Source organism: Mesorhizobium sp. dw_380 (assembly GCF_018588885.1).
Taxonomy (GTDB): domain Bacteria; phylum Pseudomonadota; class Alphaproteobacteria; order Rhizobiales; family Rhizobiaceae; genus Mesorhizobium.
In genome coordinates, this window is the sequence record NZ_JAFFIW010000009.1 from 193,822 (window position 1) to 217,236 (window position 23,415).

26 protein-coding genes are annotated in these 23,415 nt (G+C 62.2%); 12 read left to right on the top strand and 14 right to left on the bottom strand.

Going from position 1 to position 23,415, the window contains the following annotated elements:
• Window positions 1-94 precede the first annotated feature (94 nt).
• Window positions 95-1,258 carry an alpha/beta hydrolase gene (locus JT360_RS12295; protein WP_214471875.1) on the bottom strand — a complete coding sequence of 388 codons (1,164 nt, stop codon included), beginning with the start codon at window positions 1,256-1,258 and terminating at the stop codon, window positions 95-97.
• Window positions 1,259-1,399: 141 nt separating this feature from the next.
• A complete protein-coding gene (locus JT360_RS12300) occupies window positions 1,400-2,473 on the bottom strand; it encodes an alpha/beta hydrolase (RefSeq protein WP_214471876.1) in 1,074 nt (357 codons plus the stop codon).
• 384 nt (window positions 2,474-2,857) lie between these two features.
• On the opposite strand from JT360_RS12300, the gene ilvA reads away from it, so the two are divergent.
• A complete protein-coding gene (gene ilvA / locus JT360_RS12305) occupies window positions 2,858-4,114 on the top strand; it encodes a threonine ammonia-lyase IlvA (protein WP_214471877.1) in 1,257 nt (418 codons plus the stop codon).
• A complete protein-coding gene (locus JT360_RS12310; RefSeq protein WP_214471878.1) occupies window positions 4,111-4,665 on the top strand; it encodes a DUF1697 domain-containing protein in 555 nt (184 codons plus the stop codon). The genes ilvA and JT360_RS12310 overlap by 4 nt, the downstream gene beginning before the upstream one ends.
• Here the strand turns inward: JT360_RS12310 and JT360_RS12315 are convergent, their stop codons facing one another.
• Both JT360_RS12315 and gloA read right to left on the bottom strand, forming a co-directional pair.
• The gene (locus JT360_RS12315; RefSeq protein ID WP_214471879.1) at window positions 4,666-4,956 is read right to left on the bottom strand and encodes a DUF2218 domain-containing protein; all 291 of its coding nucleotides are present in this window, start codon (window positions 4,954-4,956) and stop codon (window positions 4,666-4,668) included.
• A 138-nt stretch (window positions 4,957-5,094) separates the two neighbouring features.
• Window positions 5,095-5,535, bottom strand: coding sequence for a lactoylglutathione lyase (gene gloA / locus JT360_RS12320; protein WP_214471880.1), 441 nt, complete (start codon window positions 5,533-5,535; stop codon window positions 5,095-5,097).
• A gap of 217 nt (window positions 5,536-5,752) precedes the next feature.
• Between gloA and JT360_RS12325 the strand changes: the two genes are divergently transcribed.
• The 3 genes from JT360_RS12325 (at window position 5,753) to JT360_RS12335 (ending at window position 7,847) form a co-directional block, all read left to right on the top strand.
• On the top strand, window positions 5,753-6,349 hold the full coding sequence (locus tag JT360_RS12325) for a cold-shock protein (RefSeq protein ID WP_214471881.1): 597 nt from the start codon (window positions 5,753-5,755) through the stop codon (window positions 6,347-6,349).
• A gap of 147 nt (window positions 6,350-6,496) precedes the next feature.
• Complete coding sequence (locus JT360_RS12330) at window positions 6,497-7,060, top strand: DUF192 domain-containing protein (RefSeq protein WP_214471882.1); 564 nt, start codon at window positions 6,497-6,499, stop codon at window positions 7,058-7,060.
• A gap of 19 nt (window positions 7,061-7,079) precedes the next feature.
• Complete coding sequence (locus tag JT360_RS12335; RefSeq protein WP_214471883.1) at window positions 7,080-7,847, top strand: alpha/beta fold hydrolase; 768 nt, start codon at window positions 7,080-7,082, stop codon at window positions 7,845-7,847.
• A 91-nt stretch (window positions 7,848-7,938) separates the two neighbouring features.
• On the opposite strand, the gene JT360_RS12340 is transcribed toward JT360_RS12335, so the two are convergent.
• Window positions 7,939-8,544 (bottom strand): HD domain-containing protein, encoded by a 606-nt coding sequence (locus JT360_RS12340; RefSeq protein WP_214471884.1) that lies wholly within the window; start codon window positions 8,542-8,544, stop codon window positions 7,939-7,941.
• A 145-nt stretch (window positions 8,545-8,689) separates the two neighbouring features.
• On the opposite strand from JT360_RS12340, the gene cysE reads away from it, so the two are divergent.
• Window positions 8,690-9,538 carry a serine O-acetyltransferase gene (cysE, locus tag JT360_RS12345; protein WP_214471885.1) on the top strand — a complete coding sequence of 283 codons (849 nt, stop codon included), beginning with the start codon at window positions 8,690-8,692 and terminating at the stop codon, window positions 9,536-9,538.
• A gap of 152 nt (window positions 9,539-9,690) precedes the next feature.
• Window positions 9,691-9,894 carry a DUF3126 family protein gene (locus JT360_RS12350; protein WP_006200852.1) on the top strand — a complete coding sequence of 68 codons (204 nt, stop codon included), beginning with the start codon at window positions 9,691-9,693 and terminating at the stop codon, window positions 9,892-9,894.
• A gap of 48 nt (window positions 9,895-9,942) precedes the next feature.
• On the opposite strand, the gene JT360_RS12355 is transcribed toward JT360_RS12350, so the two are convergent.
• A complete protein-coding gene (locus JT360_RS12355; protein WP_214471886.1) occupies window positions 9,943-10,674 on the bottom strand; it encodes a hypothetical protein in 732 nt (243 codons plus the stop codon).
• A gap of 115 nt (window positions 10,675-10,789) precedes the next feature.
• Between JT360_RS12355 and JT360_RS12360 the strand changes: the two genes are divergently transcribed.
• Window positions 10,790-11,125 (top strand): DUF6949 family protein, encoded by a 336-nt coding sequence (locus JT360_RS12360; protein WP_214471887.1) that lies wholly within the window; start codon window positions 10,790-10,792, stop codon window positions 11,123-11,125.
• A gap of 19 nt (window positions 11,126-11,144) precedes the next feature.
• On the top strand, window positions 11,145-11,672 hold the full coding sequence (locus tag JT360_RS12365; RefSeq protein WP_214471888.1) for a gamma carbonic anhydrase family protein: 528 nt from the start codon (window positions 11,145-11,147) through the stop codon (window positions 11,670-11,672).
• 54 nt (window positions 11,673-11,726) lie between these two features.
• On the opposite strand, the gene JT360_RS12370 is transcribed toward JT360_RS12365, so the two are convergent.
• The 4 genes from JT360_RS12370 to JT360_RS12385 form a co-directional block, all read right to left on the bottom strand.
• Window positions 11,727-12,479, bottom strand: a complete 753-nt coding sequence (locus tag JT360_RS12370; RefSeq protein WP_214471889.1) for an NYN domain-containing protein — start codon at window positions 12,477-12,479, stop codon at window positions 11,727-11,729.
• Window positions 12,480-12,737: 258 nt separating this feature from the next.
• Complete coding sequence (locus JT360_RS12375) at window positions 12,738-13,346, bottom strand: transglutaminase-like cysteine peptidase (RefSeq protein WP_214471890.1); 609 nt, start codon at window positions 13,344-13,346, stop codon at window positions 12,738-12,740.
• A 302-nt stretch (window positions 13,347-13,648) separates the two neighbouring features.
• Entirely contained in the window at window positions 13,649-14,266 is a 618-nt protein-coding gene (locus JT360_RS12380) for a PilZ domain-containing protein (RefSeq protein ID WP_214471891.1), read from the bottom strand.
• A 118-nt stretch (window positions 14,267-14,384) separates the two neighbouring features.
• A complete protein-coding gene (locus JT360_RS12385; RefSeq protein ID WP_214471892.1) occupies window positions 14,385-15,017 on the bottom strand; it encodes a PAS domain-containing protein in 633 nt (210 codons plus the stop codon).
• Between the two features lie 576 nt (window positions 15,018-15,593).
• Here JT360_RS12385 and JT360_RS12390 point away from each other — a divergent pair.
• Window positions 15,594-16,634, top strand: coding sequence for a substrate-binding domain-containing protein (locus tag JT360_RS12390; protein WP_214471893.1), 1,041 nt, complete (start codon window positions 15,594-15,596; stop codon window positions 16,632-16,634).
• A 58-nt stretch (window positions 16,635-16,692) separates the two neighbouring features.
• Here the strand turns inward: JT360_RS12390 and JT360_RS12395 are convergent, their stop codons facing one another.
• The 4 genes from JT360_RS12395 to JT360_RS12410 all read right to left on the bottom strand — a co-directional run bounded on the left by JT360_RS12395 (window position 16,693) and on the right by JT360_RS12410 (window position 21,716).
• On the bottom strand, window positions 16,693-17,709 hold the full coding sequence (locus tag JT360_RS12395; protein WP_214471894.1) for an ABC transporter permease: 1,017 nt from the start codon (window positions 17,707-17,709) through the stop codon (window positions 16,693-16,695).
• Window positions 17,706-19,214, bottom strand: coding sequence for a sugar ABC transporter ATP-binding protein (locus JT360_RS12400; RefSeq protein WP_214471915.1), 1,509 nt, complete (start codon window positions 19,212-19,214; stop codon window positions 17,706-17,708). The genes JT360_RS12395 and JT360_RS12400 overlap by 4 nt, the downstream gene beginning before the upstream one ends.
• Before the next feature lie 77 nt (window positions 19,215-19,291).
• Window positions 19,292-20,542, bottom strand: coding sequence for an LVIVD repeat-containing protein (locus JT360_RS12405; protein ID WP_214471895.1), 1,251 nt, complete (start codon window positions 20,540-20,542; stop codon window positions 19,292-19,294).
• A 133-nt stretch (window positions 20,543-20,675) separates the two neighbouring features.
• The gene (locus JT360_RS12410; RefSeq protein WP_214471896.1) at window positions 20,676-21,716 is read right to left on the bottom strand and encodes a substrate-binding domain-containing protein; all 1,041 of its coding nucleotides are present in this window, start codon (window positions 21,714-21,716) and stop codon (window positions 20,676-20,678) included.
• 229 nt (window positions 21,717-21,945) lie between these two features.
• On the opposite strand from JT360_RS12410, the gene JT360_RS12415 reads away from it, so the two are divergent.
• Together JT360_RS12415 and JT360_RS12420 are read left to right on the top strand one after the other, a co-directional pair.
• Window positions 21,946-22,707, top strand: coding sequence for a rhomboid family intramembrane serine protease (locus tag JT360_RS12415; protein WP_214471897.1), 762 nt, complete (start codon window positions 21,946-21,948; stop codon window positions 22,705-22,707).
• An 86-nt stretch (window positions 22,708-22,793) separates the two neighbouring features.
• Complete coding sequence (locus JT360_RS12420) at window positions 22,794-23,225, top strand: CBS domain-containing protein (protein WP_214471898.1); 432 nt, start codon at window positions 22,794-22,796, stop codon at window positions 23,223-23,225.
• The last annotated feature ends 190 nt before the right edge of the window (window positions 23,226-23,415 follow it).

Sequence of the window (23,415 nt, forward strand, 5' to 3'; positions counted from 1 at the left end):
ACGTACATTAAGTACGCTCCGCTCCGGTTCTCGAAAACCACCGCTTTCGGCTCAGCCTGACCTGATTCTCAACAAACTCAGGCTAATGTTCTTCTCACCCACCGGTGGCGATGGTCAGCACCTTGAACGGCGTGGTGATGACGATCTCGGCGACCGAGCCGACGGCCTTGCCGAGGCCCTGGCCGAGATTGTTGAGCTGCGTCGGGTCGGGTTCGTCCGACGCCAGACCGGCCGGCGCCCGCAGGCGGTCGCCGAGCAACTGCACCAGGATCGGATTGTCGGCGAATTTCGCGTGGTTGAGGCCACCGTCGCCGCCCTTGGTCTTGGTCAGGTCGACCACGGACACGCCATAGCTGGCGAGATCGGCCGCGTTACCATAGTCGCCGACACGCGGTTTGTCGCCGGAGATAAATGAAGACAATTTGAGCGCCCGGTCATCACCTGAGAGCAGCACGGCAAACGGCTTGTCCGGTTTGCCGTAACGGATCATCTGCTTCTTGAACACGTCCACGTCGATGTCGGGCGAAGCCAGAATGACATAGCCGAGCTTACCGCCGAGATCGCGGTCGCCGGTGATGGCGAGCTGGCGCAGCGCCTCCATCGTCAACCAGGTTCCCATCGAATGCGCGATGATGTCGATGCTCTTGACCTTGGTCTTGGCGAGCATTCTGAGCGTCGCCTCGAGATCGTCACGGGCGGCGGTAGAGCTGTCCTTGTCGTAGATATAGCCTGTCGTCTTGGCGCTCGACGCCCAGGAAAACAGCACTGGCGTGCCGGGGTACTTGGTGTCGTGGGCGATCTGCGTCAGCCGGTAGATGCCATCGTCGAAGCCGTTGTTGAAGCCGTGCACGAAAACCAGAGCGCGATCGCCGCGCATGGCGATGTCGGCGCCGACCGCCTTGGCGAATTGCGGCGCATCCGCGTAGAAGGCGACGTCCTTGGCGGTGAAATCCTTGGCCGGATTGCTGTTGGCCGATCCCCTGGCGCGCTCGATGGCGCCGACCTGGTGGATTTTGGGAACGGTGACATCGACCCGGGCGAAGCTGGTGGTCAGCGAGCGATCGCCGTCGAACACCTGTCGCGGGTCCTTTGTCGCCTTCTGCCGCGTCGTGGCGACGAAGATCTCATGCGTGGCCGCGATGTCGGCTGCGGGCACCGTGACCGTCGTCTTGTTGAGCAGGTCATGCGTGTTCTGGCCGGCGCAGCCAGAAACGGCGAGCGCCAACGCGACGACGAAACTCTTCAAGCACAAGGTCACGCGCCGGCTCCCTTAACGGGGGACGTCAAACGCATGACGCCGCTTGGTATGCGATAGAGCCAGAGAGCGGCGCGGTCCAGTTCAAAGTGGAACGATACCTCAGCAATGGTGAACAGGCACGGCGAAACCCGTGACGCCGCTCTACTGTCCAAGCAGACTGATGCGGTCGGTCACGTCACGGTCGCTGGCAAAGCCATCATCCTCGCGCAGCCGCTGGCCGATCATCTTCACCAGGGCCGGATTGTCGGCGAACTTCGTGTGGTTGAAGCTGTCGCTGCCTTTGATCTTGGAGAGATCGACCACCGTCACGCCATAGGAGGCAAGATCGGCGGCGTCCTTGTAATCGCCGACCCGTGGCCGCGCGCCGACGATCAGGCCGGAGAGCCTGAGAGCCCGATCGTCGTCCGACAGCAGCAGGATGAAAGGCTTGTCCGGCTTGCCATAGCGGCGCATCTGGCTCTTGAACACGTCGACATCGATGTCGGGAGAGGCGAGCACCACGTCGCCAAGCTTGCCGCCGAGATCGCGGTCGCCGCTGATGGCCATCTGGCGCAGCGTTTCCATGGTCACCCAGGTTCCCATCGAGTGGGCGACGATGTCGATGCGCCGTGCGCCGGACTGCTGCAGCATTCGCAAGGTTACTTCGAGCTGGTCGCGCGCGGCACTGGCACTTTCCTTGTCATAGACATAGTCCGTCGTCTTGGCGCCCGACGCCCAGGAGAAGAGCACCGGCGTGCCGGGATAGCCGGAATCATGGACGAGCTGGGTCAAACGGTAGACGGCGTCGTCGAAGCCGGTGTTGTAGCCGTGCACGAAGACCATGACGCGATCGCCGCGCGCCGCGATGTCGGCGCCGAGCGCGCTGGAGAATTTCGGTTGCGTGTCGTAGCCGACGACTTCGGAAGCCATGAAGTATTTCGCCGGATCGTTCGATTTGCCGCGCGAGCGCCGCTCGATCTGGCCGGTCTGGTGGACGCCCGGCACTGTGATGTTGACGCGGGCGTAATTCAGCGTCGCCGAGCGTTCGCCGTCGAAAACCTTGTTCGGATCGTCGGAGGGCTTGCGCGTCGTCGCAATGAAAATCGAGTGGTTGCCGGCGATTTCCGTCACCGGCGCGGACATGACCGCGCTGCCGAGCAGTTCCTCGGTTTTGTGGCCGCCACAGCCGGCCACCAGCAAGGCCAATGCAAGAATGCAAATCGTCTTCAAATGCACTTCAAAATTCCACTCAAGCCCAGAAAAGGGCCATCCACCCTCCGCGACATCTCCCCAGCAGGCGAAGTGCGGCGGAAGTAAGTCGTGTCCAGCCGAAATGTGGTTGGCGGCCGGCGACGGTCGTCCCACTGTTGCGCGAAAGCCAAAACGGCGACACGTTGAAGAAAGCAAGTGCCGTAGGCTTCAGCCGGATGCAGCGCACGGCGTCCATTAGGGACGACATTCCTCAACATGAAAACATGAACAAACACCTATAAACGGTTGGAAACATGCCTGGATTGCGTCGTGGTGGGTGCAAGCCCAACTGGGCAATGGTCTTGCGGAGCCGGATGTGCGATAGGCTTGTGGTTTCCTCGCCTGCGGGCGGTCCGGGATGATCTTGCCATGACCAGTTTTGCCGCGCGCGTCGCCACAGCTGCCTCCGCGATCCGCCAGATCTTCCCGGAAACGCCGCTGCAGGAAAACGATTATCTGTCGAAAAAGACCGGCGCGCGGGTGTTGCTGAAGCGCGAAGACCTGAGCCCGGTGCGCTCCTACAAGATCCGGGGCGCTTTCAACTTCTTCCGCAAGGCGCTTGCCGCCGGCAACCAGGCCGAACTGTTCGTCTGCGCGTCGGCCGGCAACCACGCTCAGGGCTTCGCGTTTGTCTGCCGCCATTTCGGCAAAAAGGGCGTGGTGTTCATGCCGGTGACGACGCCGCAGCAGAAGATCGACAAGACCCGGCTGTTCGGCGGCGATTTCGTCGAGATCAGGCTGGTCGGCGACTTCTTCGACGATTGCTATCGGGCCGCCTTTGAATTCACCGAAACCACCGGCGCCCACATGGTGCCGCCCTTTGATCACAAGGACATTATCGAGGGGCAGGCGACGGTCGCCCATGAGATTGCGGACCAGATGCCTGGCGCACGCATGCCCGACATCGTCATGCTGCCGGTCGGCGGCGGCGGGCTCGCGGCAGGCGTGACACACTACTTCGCCGATCAGGGCCGGGAGGCGCGTTTCGTCTTCTGCGAACCGGCCGGGGCTCCGAGCCTGCGCGAAAGCCTTGCGGCGGGAAAACGGCTGAAGCTCGCCAAGGTCGATAATTTCGTCGACGGCGCCGCGGTGGCCGAGATCGGGCGCGAACCCTTGCGGTACCTCAAGGAGTTCGCCGCCGACACGGTGCGGCTCATCCCGGAAAACCGGCTCTGCGCGACCATGATCGAAATGCTCAACGTCGAAGGCGTCGTGCTCGAGCCGGCCGGCGCGTTGGCCATTGACGCGCTGAAGGATTTTTCCAGGAAGGAAATCCGCGGCAAGACCATTGTCGCGGTGGTTTCAGGTGGCAATTTCGATTTCGAGCGGCTGCCCGATGTCAAGGAACGGGCGCTGCGCTTCGAGGGCCTGAAGAAGTACTTCATCATTCGCTTTCCGCAGCGGCCGGGCGCGTTGCGCGACTTCCTCGAAATGCTGGGGCCCGACGACGATATTGCGCGCTTCGAGTATCTGAAGAAGTCGGCGCGCAATTTCGGCTCGGTGCTGATCGGTATCGAAACCAAGGACCGCCGCAACTTCGACCTGTTGAAGGCAAACTTCGAGGCTGAGGGTGTGCAGTATCAGGACATCACCGACAACGAGACGTTGGCCGGGTTCATCATATGAGCGGAAAAGTCTTCATCGCCCTGTTTTCGGGCATCAATGTCGGCGGCAACCGCATCGTCAAGATGGCGGAACTTCGGTCGTTCTTCGAGGAGCTCGGCTTTTCCGATGTCGCCACCTATGTGCAGAGCGGCAATGCGGTGTTCCGGACTGACAAGGGCGATGCGGCCACGCTGACCAAACAGATCGAGGCAGCTTTCGAGAAGAAATGGGGTTTTCACTCGCGCATCATGGTGCGTGATCTCTCATGGTTCGAGCGGCTGGTGCGCGAAAATCCCTATCCGGAAGCGGCCGCTGACCACACGAAGCTCCACGCCTATGCGCTTGTGCGCGAACCAACTGCCGACGAGGTGGCACGGCTGGCCGAAAAATGCACCGGCCCCGAGCGCTTCGAGATCAAGGGCGATGTGCTCTACCTCAGCGCGCCGGACGGGCTCGGCAAATCGGTGTTCGCCAACCTTATTCCGCGCGTTCTAAAGGTGCCGGGCACCGCGCGCAACTGGCGCTCGGTGCTGGCGCTGCTGGAAATGGCCGGTCAGGCCGGCAGGAATTAGTTACGCCGCCGCCGGCTTCCAGTCGAAGGTCAGTTCCTCGCGGAAGGCAAAGCGCTTGATGTGATCGGCGACGACACCTTCCAGGCGCTCGATCGACCCGGCTTCATCAGTCGACACCGTGATATGCAGCGCGCTCGCATCGGCATCCATGACGGTGCGGCCAAGCGAGAGATCGATGGTGCCATGGGTGGGATCGAACTCGACGGGGAATTTGTGCGCCCAGTGCTTGCACAATTGCTGCAGGTAGCGGCTGGCATGTTCGGTGGCGACGTCGGCATGGCTGGACGGCATGATGGGATTCTCCGTGGGCGCGGCGCCCATTGCATGACAGTGCGCCGGCATTGACGCCGGCGCGATTTCAGACAGATAGGCGTTGTCTTGCCGACTGCCAAAGGCGGCCGCGCAATATCCGCCCCGTCAGGTCAACGCCTACCAGCTTCCGGTGTTCGCCATCGAAGCCCAGGGTTCGGCCTTGGCTTTCGCCGGGCCCTTCTGCAGAAGCTCGATGGAGATGCCGTCCGGCGACCTGACAAAAGCCATGTTGCCGTCGCGCGGCGGCCGGTTGATGGTGACACCGTTGTCCATCAGCCTTTGGCAGGTGGCATAGATATCGTCGACCTCGTAGGCGAGGTGGCCGAAATTGCGCCCGCCCTTGTAGTCTTCCGGATCCCAATTGTAGGTGAGTTCGACCAGCGGCGCCTTCTCGTTGATGCCGCTTTGCTCGTCTTCAGGCGCGGCCAGGAAGATCAGCGTGTAGCGGCCTTGCTCGTTTTCATAGCGGCGAACTTCCTTCAGCCCGAGCTTGTTGCAGTAGAAATCGAGCGAGGCATCGATATCGGCGACGCGGACCATGGTGTGCAGATAACGCATGTGTTTTCCTCGATTTGTTGGGTTGCGGCGCAACATAGGGTCGGCCCGGTCAAAGGGCAATCGTCCGGCGGCAGGTGGTGCCGGCAAAGAACAAATCCGGTATTGCCGCAACGAACCGTGAAAAAAGGCACGTCAGGTCTTGCACTCACCGGAAGCCGCGGTGTTAATCTGGTATCAAGAATCAGTTGCGGTGTTCTTGAAAAAAGGGGGCATTCTTATGGGGGAAAAGGCCTCTTTGACGGGGCGGGCCGGCACCCTTGGCGACGCCTTGACGCGCGAGGAAGGCGGCGACGCCGCCGACCTGACCGAAATTGCCGGCGCCATCAAGTGGTTCGATGTGGCCAAGGGCTACGGATTCATCCTTCCTGATGACGGTGTTTCGGGCGACATCCTCCTCCATGTGACATGTCTTCGGCGCGACGGCTTCCAGACAGCCCTGGAGGGCGCGCGCGTGGTCTGTCTTGTCAAGCAGGGCGAGCGCGGACTGCAGGCCTTCCGTGTGCTGTCCATGGATCTCAGCACCGCCGTCCATCCTGCGGAAATGCAGGAACAGCGCACCCATGTCGCGGTGACGCCGGAGAGCGGCCTCGAACGCGCTTTGGTCAAGTGGTTCAACCGCACCAAGGGCTTCGGCTTCCTGACGCGTGGCGAGGGCACCGAGGACATCTTCGTCCATATGGAGACCTTGCGCCGCTACGGCATCACCGAGCTTCGGCCGGGGCAGGTTGTGCTTGTGCGTTTCGGGCGCGGTGACAAAGGCCTTATGGCTGCCGAAATTCACCCCGATATGGGCACCTTGCCGGTCTCGCATTAGGGCCTGATCCATCCCCGATAGAACCGGATGGGGCTTGGTCTCCTCTTGTTTGACCATGATCTCGGACGAACCATTTCCGTTTGTCCGAGAAAACGGTTCCGCTTTGCGGGATCATCGTCTAGGACGATTCCGGTCGAGGATTTTCATATGGCTCACAGGAACTGGCTGACGGCGGGCGTGATGGGCGTTGTTGCCGCCGTCATGATAGCCGCAGGCGCCCTCTTCTATTTCCAGCTACCCAGCGCGGCCGATGGCCAGGCGATGATCCTGCCCATCGACCCCGCGCCATTGGTCGCGGTGACGAAAACCGGCGAACGCTCCTTCTCGATCGAAGTCGCCGACACCGACCCCGAGCGAGAGGCCGGCCTGATGTTTCGCGAGGACATGGCTGACGATCATGGCATGCTGTTCGTCTTCGACGAGACACGCGACGTCAATTTCTGGATGAAGAACACGCCGATGCCGCTCGACCTGATCTTCGTCGGCCAAGACGGCAGGATCCGCGCGATCAAAGAAGGCGAGCCGCAATCCGAAGCGGTCGTCTCGGCTGGCGAGCCGGTCCGCTTCGTGCTTGAGCTCAAGGCCGGCACCGCCGCCAGGGACGACATTGCGGATGGCGACCTGTTGCGCCATCCGGCGATCGGCACCGCATCGGTGCCTGGCATGCCGCCGGCGGACAAGGGCTCTTCTCCCAACGTCGATTCCGACTGAGCGGCGGGATTGCCTTCCCATGCAGTTCTTTTCCCATGACGGGTTTGATCTTGCCTTCCTCGATCGCCAGCCGGCATCGGGCGAGGGCGATCCTGTGCTCATGATCCACGGCTTTGCCTCCAGCCACTATGTCAACTGGGTGTCGCCAGGCTGGTTCAAGACGCTCAACGATGCCGGCTATCGCGCCATCGCCTTCGACAATCGCGGCCATGGCTCTTCGTCGAAGAGCTATGAAGAGGCTGATTATACGCCCGCGAAAATGGCGTCGGACGTCGCCGTCCTGCTCGACCATCTCGGCATCGAACGCGCCCATGTCATGGGCTATTCGATGGGCGCGCGCATCGCGGCGTTCCTCGCTTTGTCCGATCCGGACAAGGTGGCGACGCTGGTCTTTGGCGGCCTCGGCATCGGCATGATCGACGGCGTCGGCGATTGGGATCCGATAGCCGCGGCCCTTCTTGCCGACGATCCGGCCGCGACCACCCATCCACGCGGCCGCTCTTTTCGCGCCTTCGCCGACCAGACCCGCAGCGATCGCCGCGCGCTCGCCGCCTGCATCGCCACTTCACGCGAATTGCTTGGTGAGCAGGATGTTGCCCGTATTGCGCAGCCGACGCTGATCGCTGTCGGCACCACCGATGACATTGGCGGCTCGCCCGACGAGCTTGCGGCCCTGATGCCGAACGCCAGGGCCTTTCATATCGAAGGTCGCGACCACATGCTGGCGGTCGGCGACAAGACCTTCAAGCAGCGCGTGCTGAAGTTCTACGCCGAATATCCGCTTTGAAGCTGCGCACAGTGCCGGGCTCAGCCCCGTGCCCTTGCGCCTTGAACCGACTTTGCGAGCATGCACGCGCCGGGTGATCTCAAGCGAAAAATCACGAGGACTTTTGCAGGGTCTCCAGCGACCGCGCTATGTTCAGCCTGGCCTGCGGCTCGAAACGCTGCCGGAATTCCTCGGTGTGGAAGATGTGCGGGCGGGCAAGGAAATTCTTCAGCACCGCGCCGCGTCCGGAACGCCACATCGCTTCCTCCACCCAGTCGTATTCGCGACGGACACTGCGTTCATAGGCGTCGAACGCATCCGGCGCGGCGCCCAGGATCGACAGGTCCATGTCTAGGAACAGGCTGGCGTCGCGTGTGGCCGCGGCGTCGTCGAACTGGGGCAGCTGGTGCGTGGCGGTGGCGAGGATCATCGCGCTGATGCGGCAGAGGCGCCCGGCATCGATGCGATCCGCAAGCCTTTTCTCGGCAAGCGCGGCACTTTGCGCCTCATTGTCCTTGGCCCTGCTGTCGTAGATGGCGTCGTGGAACCAGATCGCCGCCTCGACCGCTTCGGGGTCACCGAGCAGCGCCCGGTAGTCGCCAGCCAGCGCCAGCATCGCCTCGATATGGGCTAGGTTGTGGTAGTGGCGGTCCTCTGCCCTGTAGAGCGCCGAAAGCTCGGTTTTCAGGGCATTGTCGATCAAGGGTTCGTTTTCCATGGCTGCTTGAATTCCCGCGAACCAAATCCATTTGACACAGTGCTAAGGAAAATTGAGTTCAATCGTGCTATGATCTGGCTTATATGTGCGGCCCGATGACAGGAAGCACAACAGGCAAGCCGGCAGGACGCAGGACAAGACGTCAATGAACAGCATCAGCATTTCCCGCCACAGCACGTTGCAGCCGGTCGATCCGATCTGGCGTTCGATCCGTGACGAGGCGATGGAAGCGGTCAACCGCGACCCGTTGCTCGCCGCCTTCCTCTATTCGACGATCTTGAACCAGGAGAGCCTGGAGGAAGCTGTCATCCACAGGATCGCGGAGCGGCTTGCCCATCAGGATATCGGCTCCGATCTCATCCGCCAGACCTTCAAGTCGATGCTGGCCGACGACAAGGATTGGCCAACCACGGTACGCGTCGACATCCAGGCCTATTACGACCGCGATCCTGCCTGCGACCGGTTCATCATGCCGGTGCTCTATTTCAAGGGCTTTCATGCCATCCAGACCCATCGGCTGGCGCATTGGCTGTGGAACCAGGGCCGCAAGGACTTCGCGCTCTACCTGCAGAGCCGCTCGTCCTCGGTCTTTCAGACCGACATCAACCCGGCCGCGCGTATCGGCAAGGGCATCTTCATCGATCACGCCACCGGCCTGGTGGTCGGCGAGACCGCGGTCATCGAGGACGACGTATCGATCCTGCACGGCGTAACGCTGGGCGGCACCGGCAAGGCCGGCGGCGACCGCCACCCCAAGATCCGGCGTGGCGTGCTGATCGGCGCCGGGGCCAAGATCCTCGGCAACATCGAAATCGGCCATTGCTCCAAGATCGCCGCCGGCTCGGTGGTGCTGTCGCCGGTGCCGCACAACAAGACGGTTGCCGGTGTGCCGGCCCGCGTCGTCGGCGAGACCGGCTGCGACCAGCCTTCGCGCCAGATGGACCAGCTGCTGCCGTCGCAGTCGATGGACCAGGTGGTCAGCTTCGATATCTGATTTCCCGCGCCGGCGCGCTGCCTGGCGTGATCGTGATTGCCCGGCGGTGCTGACGCTTCCGGTGCAATACGGCGGGCTTGCCTTTACATCGCCATTGTCGACGTGCCAGAAGCGCCGTTCAAACCAGCAAGCCCGATGATCGGAGAAGACTGTTGAAGCCGGACGAAATCAGAAAGCTGGACGCGTATTTCAAGCGCGTCTTCCAGAATCCCAAGCTTGAGGTCAAGGCGCGGCCACGCAAGGAAGATTCGGCCGAAGTCTATGTCGGCGACGAGTTCCTCGGCATCGTCTTCAAGGACGAGGACGACGGCGACTACAATTTCTCGATGGCGATCCTCGACATCGATCTGGCCTGAGCCAGCAATCCATGGCAGGCCGCGTCGAGCGCGGCCGGCCTCTGTCTGTCAATGTCCGGTCTTCAGGATCCGCCCGGCCTCGGCAGTGATCGCCGCGTCGAGGGTCTGCCAGTCGCCAAGGAATTCCTTGGGAAAACGGTAGGTGAGGCTGAGATCGTCGCCGACATGGATGTCCCGCTCGCAGGGCGCCAGCGATTCACCGGCACTCGGCCCGCTCAGGCAGCGGGCCACGAAGGGGTCCTTGCCCCTGCGCTTGGCGACCACCAGCACCTCGTTCAGATAGCCTGATTTCTCATTGAAACCGTAGACCGTCGTGCCGCCAGGCCCCGGAATGCCGGGCTGGACGATCAATGCGCTGTAGATCGGCGCGAACCGGCCGCTCATGTCACGCGACATCATCTGCTGTTCGAAGGACAGGAAGACGATGTTCTTGCTTACTCCGGTATGATTGAAATCGTCCCGAGCCGCTTCGCTGTAACCGTCCATCTGGGGATAGCGCAGATAAAGGTCGAGACGCTGGGCGATCCCGTCGCGCCTCGCCTGGGCGAAACGGATGGTGTTGGCCGGCACGGCGATGACATTGTTGCCGATCACCACCTGGCGCACAGTCGTGTCATCAGTATATCCGGCCATGGCGATCGAGTGCCCGAACCATTTGCCGCCGAGGCTGATCGCTACTGACAGCAGGGCCAGCGCCGCGAACGCATAGAACACCCGCTTCATCAGCATGGAATCGGCCACGGTGAGTTCAGGGCCGTCGGCGATTGCTGCCTGCTTCATCTCGGTCCTCATCCAAGCAGCCTTCTTGTGTCCCTCGACGGCACAGATCGGGCGGCACGGCTCTTGCAGCCTTCCTGAAACGACTGTGCGATTTCATGGTAAATGGAAGGTTAAGATGGCCCAGATGGAATTCTTGCTGTTCGCTTTTGTCGTCGGGCTGACGGTTTGCGGGCTGACGGGCTCGACGATGGAGCTGGTGTCGGGCCGCAAGATCGCCTTCACCGAGCCCTATGTCTCGCCCTCGCATGTGCTGCGCTCGCTGGCGGCCACCGCTGGCGCCGGACCGCTCATGCTGGTCAACGATGCGCTCGATGCCCGGCGCGAAGGCCGCATTTCGACAATGGCGCTCTTGTCATGCGGCTGCACCGCGATTGCCTGGTCCTTGGCGCTGGGCATCGTCGTGCTTGCCATTGCTTCATGGGCTCTCCTAGGGTCCGGCATTCCAGTCTGAGACGATTCGGAGACCAGCAATGCCGCTTTATGCGATCGATGGAACGGAGCCCAGCTTTGCTGACGCCGAGTCGAACTGGATCGCGCCCGATGCGACGCTGATCGGCGACATCAGGGTCGGCCGCAATGCCGGCTTCTGGTTCGGCGTCGTCATTCGCGGCGACAACGAGCCAATTGTCATCGGCGCCGACACCAACGTGCAGGAACATACGGTCATGCACACCGATCCCGGCTTTCCGCTGACCATTGGTGAAGGCTGCACGATCGGCCACCGGGCCATGCTGCATGGCTGCACGATCGGCGACAACAGCCTGATCGGCATGGGCGCCATCGTGCTGAACGGCGCCAGGATCGGCAAGAATTCGCTGGTCGGCGCCGGCGCGCTGGTCACCGAGGGCAAGGAATTTCCGGACAATTCGCTGATCGTCGGCTCGCCGGCCAAGGCAATCCGGGTGCTGGATGACGCGGCCATCGCCAGACTACGCGGCTCGGCCGCGCATTACGTCGCCAATGGAAAACGCTTCAAGGCAGGGCTGACGAAGGCCTAAGCCGCGATCCATCCGGCAAGTTACGGGACGGGACTCCCGCGTCGGATCAGGGGCTTAGGCGGATTTGTTTTTTCCCCTTCTGCCTGCCGGTGGCTTGATTCGTATCCGCATGGCTCCCCCTTTGGGAGCTTCGATTTCGAATTCGGCTGTACTCCTCACCAGGTCACTCAGTTTGCCGAAACCGTAGGTGCGTGGATCGAAATCTGAGAAGAGGTTCGAGAGCTGCTTTCCGAATGTGCCGAGCAGCACCCAACCATCCTCACTGTCCATCTGGCCAATGACTTTCTTGAGTATGGGCGTCGCAGCACTGGACGATTGAAGCGGCTTCGATGCGGGCGCGGTGTCCGGGATGTTCGCCACGTCACGGAGAAGATTTTCGGTGTAGATGAAACGGCGGCACGCCTGCCGAAAGCTCTCGGGGGTCTTCTGCTCACCGAACCCGAACACATCGACGCCCTGTTCACGAATACGGGCAGCGAGCCTGGTGAAGTCGCTGTCGGAAGAAACCAGACAAAAACCGTCGAATCGACCGCTATGGAGCAGATCCATCGCGTCTATCACCAGGGTGATATCGGAAGCATTCTTCCCAGTCGTATAAGCGAACTGCTGTTGCGGAATGACTGCGTGCTTCGCCAGGATGTCTGCCCAGCTCTTGGATCGCGTGCTGGAGAAGTCACCATATATGCGGCGCACGCTGGCCTCGCCGATCTTTGCGATCTCCTCGAACAAGCCGTCGGCAATCTTGGCTGAGGTATTGTCGGCGTCGATAAGAACTGCAAGACGCGGGGATCGAGCTTCGGTCGGCATAAGACCTCCTGCGGCTGAAATCTTCCGGGGATATGGCGGCGCGAATGCACACCATGCCATCGAAATTGGATCAATTTTAGCAGCTTCCGCCAGAAATGGCGGAGCCGCCCCCCAGAAATGGCGGAGCCGGCCCGGGGACGGGGCCGGCTCCTTTGACCCGGTCGTTGGGGACGGGGAGGGTGGGGACTCGACCGGGTTTCTCCTTAAGCGTGTCTCATTCGTGCGACGCGCTTGATCTCTGTTTTATGCATCTACGCCCTAGCGGACGCTGGCGACCGCGTCGGAGCGGCCGTCGTTGATCGTCACCCAAACGCCGGAATTCTCCGCCGATTGACGCTTGAGATAGGTGTAGTCGGTGTCTGTCCAGGACAGTACCTTGGTTTCCAGATTGTCGAGAACGAACTCGCCCAGGCTGGTGCGCACGGTCAGCACGGCGTGGCCGTCGCCATTCGGCTGACGCGCGACCGTCATCAGGAGATCGCCGGCGGGCACGCCTGCGTCCATCAGTTCGCGGCGCTTTTCAAGCGCGTAGTCCTCGCAATCGCCATAGCCATTGTCTGGGTAGGCCCAGTACTCCTCGACACCGTAATTTTCCATGTCGGTGCGCGGCTTGACGCGGGTGTTGACCGAATTGTTGATGCTGACGATCGTCGCCCAGAGCTTGCGCGTCAGGTCGACCGGCGCGCCCTTGGGCGTCTTCTCGTTGCATTCTCCAGGAATGCGCTGGCAGAATTCATAATGGCCAACTGGCTGCGTGGTCCGCCCGCCAGTGTGCATATAGGCCGGTCCCGCGGCATATGCTGATCCCCAAGCGGAAAGCTGCATCGCCATTGCCAGCAGCAACAGCTTGCCCCTCGTTTTTTTCATTTTCTAGTCTCCCCGTTCGAAGGAGACATTGCCACAGGTGGATTTATTTGACGCAAAGCTGCGAAGTAGATATTAAGTAAAACGCCCATAGAATAAACATAAAATTTGAATCATTTGAGTATTGAATTGTTTGGATTGCCGGCGCTGGCCTGCCGGCGCGCACGGCCTTGTGGGCGGCGCTACAGATGGCAGCCTCGGTCTGTCCGAACCGATATCGATAGCTTGTGAAGGGATATCAACCGCTGTTGCCCAGAACAAAAAACCGGCCGCGAAGGGCCGGTTCGATTGGGCGTCCGACCAGGTCAGGCGCGCGGCGTGTTGAATTCGGAATCGAGCGTCTCGGGGCGCTGGATGACGGCGAATTCGATGGCGACGCCGTCCTCGAAATGGCGAACGATCTGGCCGCGCATGGTGCCAAGCATGACCTGGACGCCGATCGCCGGCTTGACGTCGATCTCGACCGCGGCACCCGACAGCGACAGGTCGATGATCCGGCACTGGTACTGGCGGCCGTCGGTGAGCTGCAGCACGCTTGTGGGATTGCGCGGCGCGACGCGCTCGTGGCGGCGGTCTTCCGGCAGGTCGAGCTCGTGCTTGTTGGCAAGCCAGGTCAGCTGCGCCGCCAGCTTGTCCTTCTTGCGGTCGGACGCAATCACCGTCATGGCGAAGCCGTCCTGCAAGGTGCGCGTGACGACGCCTTCGATGCGGCCGATATGGTCGATATAGGCGATGACCTTTTCGCCGGGCATGCCGATGCGGTCGGTGCGAAGTGCGACGTTGCCGGGCGACATGTCGACAACCTGGCAAGGATGCTCGGTGCGGTCTTCCAGCATGAACCGTCCGTATATCTTGACCCGGACGCGCTGAAAGTTACGCCTTTCAGCTTGGGACGGCGCGTAGTCGACCGCCGCTGACCTCATGACTGCCTTCACCCCGTTTGGCATCCCGCGCGTCGATGCGAGGGACTTCATCAGAGAAGTACAACAAAGCGGGTTAACAAAGGGGAAAAGCGGGCCTGCGAGACCGTGGGATCATCAACTATTCCTCACGCCCGCCGTCGAAGACGACGAGATGGCGGATGCGGCGCGCTCGGCCGAGTGCGGAGATGGTGTCGGGTGCCTCGAGTTCGGCTGGAACAAGCGAGGGGACGTCGATCGCCGGGCGGTTGTTGAGCAACTCTTTCTCCGGATCGATGACACGGATCGAATCGATCAGTGCGTCCGTGATCGGGTCGGCGCCCAGCCAGAACGGCTTCTCCACGGCACTGATCACGCCGAGGCAGCGCGGGTTTTCGACGCCGCCGTCAAGCGGCAAGGCAAGCAATTCGAACTTGTTGGAGCGGCCATTGCGGCTAAAGCCCTCGAACATGATCAGCAACACGGATTTCTGGTCGAAAACCCCATGGATCAGCCGCGAAACCAGGCGCTGATCCTTCTCACGCCACAGCGACGGGAACGAGAACCCTTTGAGTTCGCGGCCATAGCAGGCGCAGAGCCTGGTGCCGGCCAGGCGAAACACGGGTTGTCCGCGGGTGTCCTTTTCCAGGATGAACGTATCGGCCAGCAGCGACTTGATATCGGCCGGTTCGACTTCCGATCGCTTCGGAGCAGGGCGTCCGTCACGCAGGCGGTTCCAATAATGGAACAGCGTGATCGATCCGTTTTGGTTCATGGTATGCTGCTCCGCGCATTCTGTCGTCTGATGTCCCATCGGTGAACAGAAGGGCGCCCTCCGATGACCTACATGCGTTGCGGAGCAGGAAGCGTGCCAGCGTCGTTAACACTTGTTCACGGGTCGGGGCCGTTAAGGTTAACAATTGGTTTATGTTGCGCCTCGCCAGGCCCTGTGGCACACCAAAACCACTCCAAAAGCGGTCGTTTCGCGACGATCGGCAGCACTTCAGTCAGAGTTTTAGGGGAGCAGGGGGCTCGACCGGCCGTTCAAGGGAAACCTTGGACGGCTTCTTTTTTGATTCGCGCCCCGTGATTCGCGGTTAACAGCGAGCATGATTTTTCGCCCGTCGCGTATCTGCGGCGATCCGGTGATCAATGGCGCGGGATAGCCCGATCCCGAGGCCTGCGACAGGCACAGCAACATTTGCCAATCACGCGCCGCGAAAGAGAAAAATCTGCGTTCCGAGCGGTTCTGTTGCCGCTGTACCCTTGCGAATTCGCTCCTTGAGGCGCGACGGCGGCGATCCCGCGGTCCGGAGACGTGCCTTACTAGCGTATTTCCTGGGGAAACCTTATGAAGACTTCTGTTCTTGGACTGATCACCGCCAGCCTGCTCGCCTGCGCCCCAATCGCGGCGGGTCACGCCGCCGGGCTCGCCGGGGCTCCGGCACCCTTCGACAAGGGCGGTGTGAAGGTGGCGCTCGTTACCTTCATCTCGGCCGGCGATTTCTTTCAGGCCTATCAGGCCGGCGCGACGAAGCAGGCGAAGGCACTGGACATCGACCTGCAGATATTTTCCGGCCGGCAGGATGCGGCCGCGCAGCGCGACCAGATCGAGCAGGCAATCAATCTCGGTGTCCAGGCCATCATCATCGACCATGGCCAGCCTGAAGCGCTGAAGGACGTCGCACAGAAGGCGCTCGATGCCGGCATCAAGGTCGTCGCCTTCGACGTCAATCTCGACAATCCGAGGATTCCGCAGGTCGAACAGTCCGATCACGAGCTTGCCAAGGAGTCGCTCGGCCAGGCGCTCAAGGACAACGGCACCTCGTTCCAGGCCGGTTATGTTTATGTCGCCGGCTTTGCGCCGCTCGACCGCCGCAACGAAATCTGGGACGAGACCAAGAAGGCCAATCCCGGTATCGCCGAGAAAGCGCGTTGGGGGACGGTCAACGACACGACCGCGGTATCGACAGCCGACCAGACCAAGGCGGCATTCCAGGCCAACCCCGACATTACAGTCGTCTTTGCTCCCTATGACGAGTTCGCGCGCGGCGTGAAACTCGCCACCGACGAACTCGGCATCTCAAGCAAGGTGAAGATCTATTCGGCCGACGTGTCTACCGCGGATATTACCGAAATCACCGCGGAAGGAAGCCCGTGGGTCGCCACCGCGGCCACCAATCCGGCCGTCGTCGGCGCGGTTTCGGTGCGGGCGGCCGCCAGGCTGATCGCTGGCGAGGATCCCGGTCACAACATCGTCGTCAAGCCGGTGCTGCTGACACAGGAAGAGCTGCGCAAGAAGGGCATCAAGACAGTCGAGGATCTCGACGCCAAGCTTCCAGCCTTCGGCCAGAGCGACGCGGCCGCCGCCGGCTGGATACCGTCCAACTGATCCTTTTTCTCCCTCCCTCGCGGGCAGCGAGGGAGGGAGATATCGATTGGAGGTCCGGTTAGCGCTTCTTTCCCAGGCCGAAGGTCAGTGCCAGCGCACCAACCAGCACGACGCCCTTGACGAAATCCTGCGTGTAATAGGGCGCGTTCAGCATGGTAAGGCCGTTGAGGAGCACGCCGACGAAGATCGCGCCGACCACGGTGCCGATCACATGCGGGCGACGCTTGTCGAGCACGGCATAGCCGATCAGCGAGGCCGCCACGGCATCGAGCAGCAGCGAATTGCCCGCCGAAACGTCGCCACGGCCGACACGTGAGGCCACGATCAGCCCTCCCAGCGAAGCAAGCGTGCCTGACAGGATATAGGCCCAGAGCCGGTATCTCTTAGTCGGCGCGCCGGCAAGATGCGCGGCCGTTTCATTGCCGCCGATCGCGTAGAAGACGCGGCCCCAGCGCGTGCGTTCCATCAGGAACCAGGCCAGCACGGCGACGATAGCCATGACCACGACAGACAGCGGAATCGTATCGAAGAGCCGTGACCGGCCGAGGATCAGGAAAGCTGGATCGTAGGCACCGGGAACCGACGAGCCGTCGGGAAGCACCATGCCAGCCGTGATCGAGCGGCCACCGGTCGGGATCAGCTGCAGGCCGGCGAGCAGGAACATGGTCGCCAGCGTGGCGAGAAGATCGGGCACGCCGACACGGACAATCAGCAGCCCGTTGACGAGGCCGATGAAGGCACCCATCAGCAAGACCAGCACCATGGTCTGAGCCGCGTCCAGCTGCCACACGACCATGGCATAGCTTGCCGCCATCACCGACGAAGCGGCGATGCTGCCGACCGAGAGATCGAAACCGTCCGCGGCCATGGTGATAGATACCCCGACGCCGAGGATCGCCACCACCGAAACCGCCTGCAGGATCGAGAACAGATTGGCCGAGCGGATGAAGGCAGGTTGCGCGTACCAGAATCCGACCACCATCAGCGCCAGCAGTACGAAGAGGGCGTAGCGGCGCGTTTCGCGGAAAAGCGATGTGCTCGAGGCGGACGGCTGTGTCGTCGTCGGATAGGTCATCGGGGGTCTCCGGCCTTGTCGCTCTCGACCTTGCCGATCTGGTCGGTCAGCGAGCCATGGCCGTCTCCGGCCTCATGAAGCGAATGGTTGCGCATGACGAGGATGCGGTCGGCAACCTCCAGCGCCTCTTCGGTGTCGCTGGTCGCGATCAGCGTGGCGGAACCGCTTTGGCTGTTACGGATAGCGGTGATCAGATCGGCGCGCGCGCCGACGTCGACGCCCTGGAACGGCTCGTCGAGCAGCAGCAGCCGGCAAGGTGCGGCCTGCCATCGGGCCAGCACGACCTTTTGTTGGTTGCCGCCGGACAGCTCGTCGAGCGTGTCGTCGGGTCCGCGCGCCTTGATGCCGAGCCGCGAGATCGCATCGGACGCAGTCCGGCGCTCGCGTGCGGCCCGCAGCAGGCCACTTGGAAACCAGCGCCTCAGATGCGGCAGGGCAATCGTGCCGGCGATCGAGGCGCCGGGAACTTCAGGCGGCAGCAATGAGGATTGCCAGCGGTCCTCGGCGACCATGAAGACACCGCTTTCGATCGACTGTGCCGGCCCGCTCGAGAGCCACGGCTTTCCATCGAGCACGAAGCCGCCTTGCGCCAGCGTTTCGAGCCCGAAAAGCGCGCGCAGCAGCCGGCTCTTGCCCGATCCGAGCGTGCCGGTGATGGCGACGACCTCGCCGGATCGGAGGTCGAGATCGAAAGGCTCCGCTCCGGGAACCAGCCGCGCGCCCTTGATTGAGGCGATGACCGGCGTGGTTGATGTCTTGCCGTCATGTGTGGCGGCTTCCAGTGTCCGGCCGATCATGGCGGCGACGGCGGCTGGGAAATCAATCGGCCTGGCAAAGGCACCGACGATGCGGCCGCCGCGCATGACGACGGCACTGTCGGCGATTGCGGCAAGGTCGCCAAGCCGGTGCGAGATATAGAGGATTGCCATGCCGCTGGCGCGCAGCCGGCGGATGATGGCGAACAGCCGGTCGGCTTCCGTGGTCGACAGGCTCGACGTCGGTTCGTCGAGGATGAGCACGGAGGCCTTGGCCGCGACGGCGCGTGCGATGGCGATCAACTGGCGTTCCGCCGGGCGCAGATCGACGAAGTCGCGATCGAGCGGCAGATCGAGGTCGATCAGCGCCGCGACGGCACGCGCCCGCCGGCGGATCGATGCCGCTGAGACGAGAAAGCGTCCGCTCCGGCCGCAAAGCTCGTCAAGCAGGAGGTTTTCGGCAACGGTCAATCCGGCAGCGCCGGCCTGGTCGGTCGCCTGATGCACCGTTGCGATGCCGGCGGCCTTGGCGGCGCTGGGCGAAGCGAAGGTCACCGTGTTGCCGCCCAGCGTGATCGTGCCTGCGTCGGGTGTGTACGAGCCTGAAAGGATCTTCACCAGTGTCGATTTGCCGGCGCCGTTGGCGCCCATCAGCGCCACGACCTCACCGGGCGCGACGGCAAGATCGGCGCCGGCGAGCGCGCGTGTCGGCCCGAAGGATTTCTCGATCCCGTTAACTGAGACGGCGATGGCTGGGGTTGCTGGGGGCAATGTGATCGGGCTTTGGCTGCTGATGATGATGTGCGGGGGACGGTATGCCGCTTCTGTCACCCGTTATATTCCATGATCGCCAGTCCGGCATTGTAGTCCGGCGAATAGACGATGCCATTGGCATCGACGAACACATCGGTCGACTGGATCACTTGCGGACGGTTCGGGCGCTTGTCGACCATGCGCCTTGGTGCTGGCGGCACCAGCGCCCCGGTCTCCTTCGGCTGGTAGGGATCGGAAATGTCGAACACGCGCACGCCGGCATTCTGGTAGGTGGCGAAGATCAGCGTGTCGGAAACGAAGCTGCCCGGCCGGTTCTCATGCAGATTATGCGGGCCGAAATGCCCACCCTTGGCAGTGTAGTCCGCCTCGTCTGGCGTCGGCAGCGTCGAGATCGAAATGGGGTTCGTCGGATCGCGGACATCGAAGATCCAGGTGCGTTTGCGCCCGTCTTCCTCATGATCGAGCACGGCCTCGTCGGCGACGATCAGCAGATCGCGTTTCGGCAGCGGCAGCGGCGAATGCGTCCCGCCGCCATGAGGCGGAGACCAGTTCCGGTGCGTGATCAGCTTCGGCTGGCTGCGGTCGGCGATATCAAGGATGGTCAGGCCGCCATCGCGCCAGCAGGCATAGGCTGTGTCTGCCTCGACCAGCGCGTGATGCAGCGCATAGCGGCGGCCGTCGGGCCAGTCCGGCGTCTCGCCGCCGGCGAGATGCATGCCCGGTATCCACCAGCGTCCCGCTTCGACGGGCCGTGCCGGATCCTGGAGATCGACGGTCAGGAAGATGTAGTCGCTGTAGCCGTCGAGCAACGCCGAAACATAGGCATAGCGTCCGCCGACGTACCAGATGCGATGGATACCGACGCCGTCGACCGGGAAAAAGCCGATCTGGCGCGGCTGCGTGGGCTTCGAGATGTCGTAGATGGCCATGCCGGCCGACCAGTTTCTCCCGCCGCCCGAGGCGGTGCCGATCGTCTCGCCGATCGACCGGGTGTAGTAGACCTTCTCGTCGAACGCGAAGGCGGCTTCGGCGAAGAGATCGCGCGCATGAACGACCAGCAGCAAATCCTCATGCGTTTGCAGATGGATCGTCCAGGTGTTTGCCGGCGCAGGCACGAATATCGTCGCGCCGGGGTTTCTGGGATCGCGTATATCGATGATGGAAAACCCCTGTGACCAGGGATGCGCGACATAGGCGAATCCTCGGTGCACCATGACCTGCAGCCCGTCCGGCCGTCCGCCCTGGTCTGAATGGCCGATGAGTCGCATGTTGCGGGCGTAGTCTGGAGCGGGAAGAGAACTCATCACTGTCTTTCGAAAGCTTTTTGTCCCGTCGTCCGGGGCGACCGGGCGACGGGATTTTGAGAGGCTGGTCGCATTTTTCAATGCAAGGCGTTGGCTGGCCGGCTTGTTGCAATTGCAATGAGTGGTCGGCGGTTCAGTTCGTCGCGGGAATCCAGGGCGCCTTGGCCGCGTCGCTGTCCTTGAAGGCGGGGAACTTCGCCTGCAGATCCTCGATCGTCTTGATGTTGTTGTCGACGAGGTCCTTCCTGGTGACCAGTGTCGGCTTGATCAGCACCGAGTGGCCTGGATCCTGGCCGGCGATCAGCTGGGCGAGCGCACGCACCGAAGCCTCGCCGACCACGGCCGGGTTGGTCGCCGCGGTCGCCACCCACGGGCTGTTAGGCTCGAGGATGGCCTGGATGTCCGAGGTCGAGATGTCGACTCCGTAGATCTTGACCTTGTCGGCGACACCAAGCTCGTCGATTGCGAGCTTCACGCCACGGGCGAATTCATCCCACGGGGCGAAGACAACCGAAAGTGTTGGGTTGGCGGTGAGGACGGCCTTGGTCTGGTCGGCGACCGAAGCGGCGACGGTGTCGTTGACCACCCCCCAGGTGGCGACTTCCTTGATGCCGGGATACCTCTTGGCGAAATCCTTCCAGACCGCATAGCGGCGGTCGAGCGGCGCGAAGCCGGCGACATAGACGACGCCACCGTCGAATTTCTCGCCCTGCTCCTTAACAGCCTGGCCGATCACCAGGCGCGCCATGTCGGCGTCGGACTGCTCGACCTGCGGGATCTTGGGGTTGTCGAGATTGGTGTCGTAGGCGACCACGGGGATACCGGCGTCAAGCGCCGCCTGCGCGACGTCCTTGATGGCTTCCGGCTGGCCGTTGTTGATGATGATGCCTTGCACGCCCAGATTGATCGCCTGCTGGATCAGCTGGCGCTCGGTGTTGATGTCGTTGCGCGCCTGCGAAATGTTGGCCTCGATGCCGAGCGCGTCGGCCTGGCGCTTCACGCCGGCTTCGAAAGCCTGGAGCCAGTCACCGGAGCCGAGGAAGCTGACGACGGCGATCTTGACGCCGCCTTTGTCGAAGGGAGCTGGCGCTCCGGCAAGACCTTGCGCTGAAGCCGCGGTGGCGAGAGCCGTGATGCCGGCCGCGGCGGCCAGCGAAAGAAGATGCTTGATCATGTGTTGTCCCCGTTGAAATCGGCCGCATTCTAGGGAGGGGATCCGCAGCTTCCGAGAACTCTCGTTGCGAGTTTTTCAGGTCCCGGAGCATTTCCGGTTCGTTTCCTTTCGGGTCGTAGCAAATCAAGGCGACGCTGCGCAGGCGTCGGCTATTTCGAGAAACAGAATTGTTCCAAGTCGAGCATCCTTGCTCTAAAGCTCGCGCATCGAAGCCTTGGACGAGATGCGTATGAGTGAACCGGTAAGCCCTTCGGAAGCCGAACACACCGAACCGACGCCGGAGCCGCCGACGCGAGAGCCGGTGTTCAATCTGCCGCCGATCGTCCTGGGAGTGATCGGCATTTGCGGGGTCGTCTTCCTGCTGCAGCAATATGTGCTGAACGACGCGCAGCAAATGACGCTGCTCTACGACGGGGCCTTCATCCCCGTCCTCTACACCGGGCAATACGGCTTCGACTGGTTCCTGTTCACGAGACCATTCACCTATGCGTTCATGCATGGCGGTTTTGCCCATATTGCCATCAATATGGTGTGGCTCGCCGCCTTTGGCTCGCCACTGGCCAATCGCCTTGGCGGGCTCTGGTTCGCATTGTTCTTCGCCATCACCGGACTGGCTTCCGTAGCGCTGTTCTGGGCCATGCACCCCTACGGCGAGGCGCCGCTGGTAGGCGCCTCCGGCGCCATATCAGGCATGATGGGTGCCGCGGCGCGTTTCGGCTTTCACACCGACCGCTCGGCCGGCAAGGCGGCCTTTGCCGGCCCGGTGCTGCCGATCTCAATCGTGTTGCGCTCGCGCGGTGTCGTGATCTTCCTCGCCATGTGGATGATCATCAACCTCGCCACCGGCCTGCTCGGCTTTGCGCCGGGAATAGATGGCCAGATTGCCTGGGAGGCCCATATTGGCGGCTTCATCGCCGGCTTTTTTGGCCTGCGCTGGTTCGATCGGCGATGGCAGCCGCTCGAATGGGAGGCCACCGACCGTCGCACTTGAAATGCAACCGATCACGGCGCACGATGTTCACTCTTATGTGAAAGCCGGTCAGGGCAGAACCGGTTGGCAAAGTAGAGGAGGACGCCATGACGGTTAAGGCCATTCTCGAGCAAAAAGGCCATGACGTGCTGACGCTCGGGCCGAACGAAAAGCTCAGCGAAGCCATTCGTATCCTTACAGAACACAAGATCGGCGCACTGGTCATCACCAATGGTGATCGCAAGATCGTCGGCATCCTGTCGGAGCGCGACATCGTGCGAGTGATCGCCAGGGAAGGTGCCGCCGCGCTCGACATCGCGGTGCGTTCGGCGATGACGCCGAAGGTGAAGATCTGCAATGAGAACCACACCGTCAACGAGGTGATGGAGATCATGACCAAGGGCCGCTTCCGCCACCTGCCGGTGGAAAAGGACGGCCTGCTCGATGGCATCGTGTCCATCGGCGACGTGGTCAAGCGCCGCATCGAGGATGTCGAGCGCGAAGCCGAGGAGATCCGCGCCTATATCGCCACAGCCTGAGTGGTGAAGTGAACCGCCGGCCGAAATATCGGCCGGCAGCACTACCTGTTGGCCGGTTCAAAGCGGACGAGTTCGAGCCTGTGCCTTGTGATGCGGAAGGGACCGCTGCCCGACGCTCGAGCGGCTGAAAACGCCGGTCCGCGGCTTTACGCTTGTCTCTTCTGGCGGTTTGCACTAGCGAAGGCCAACA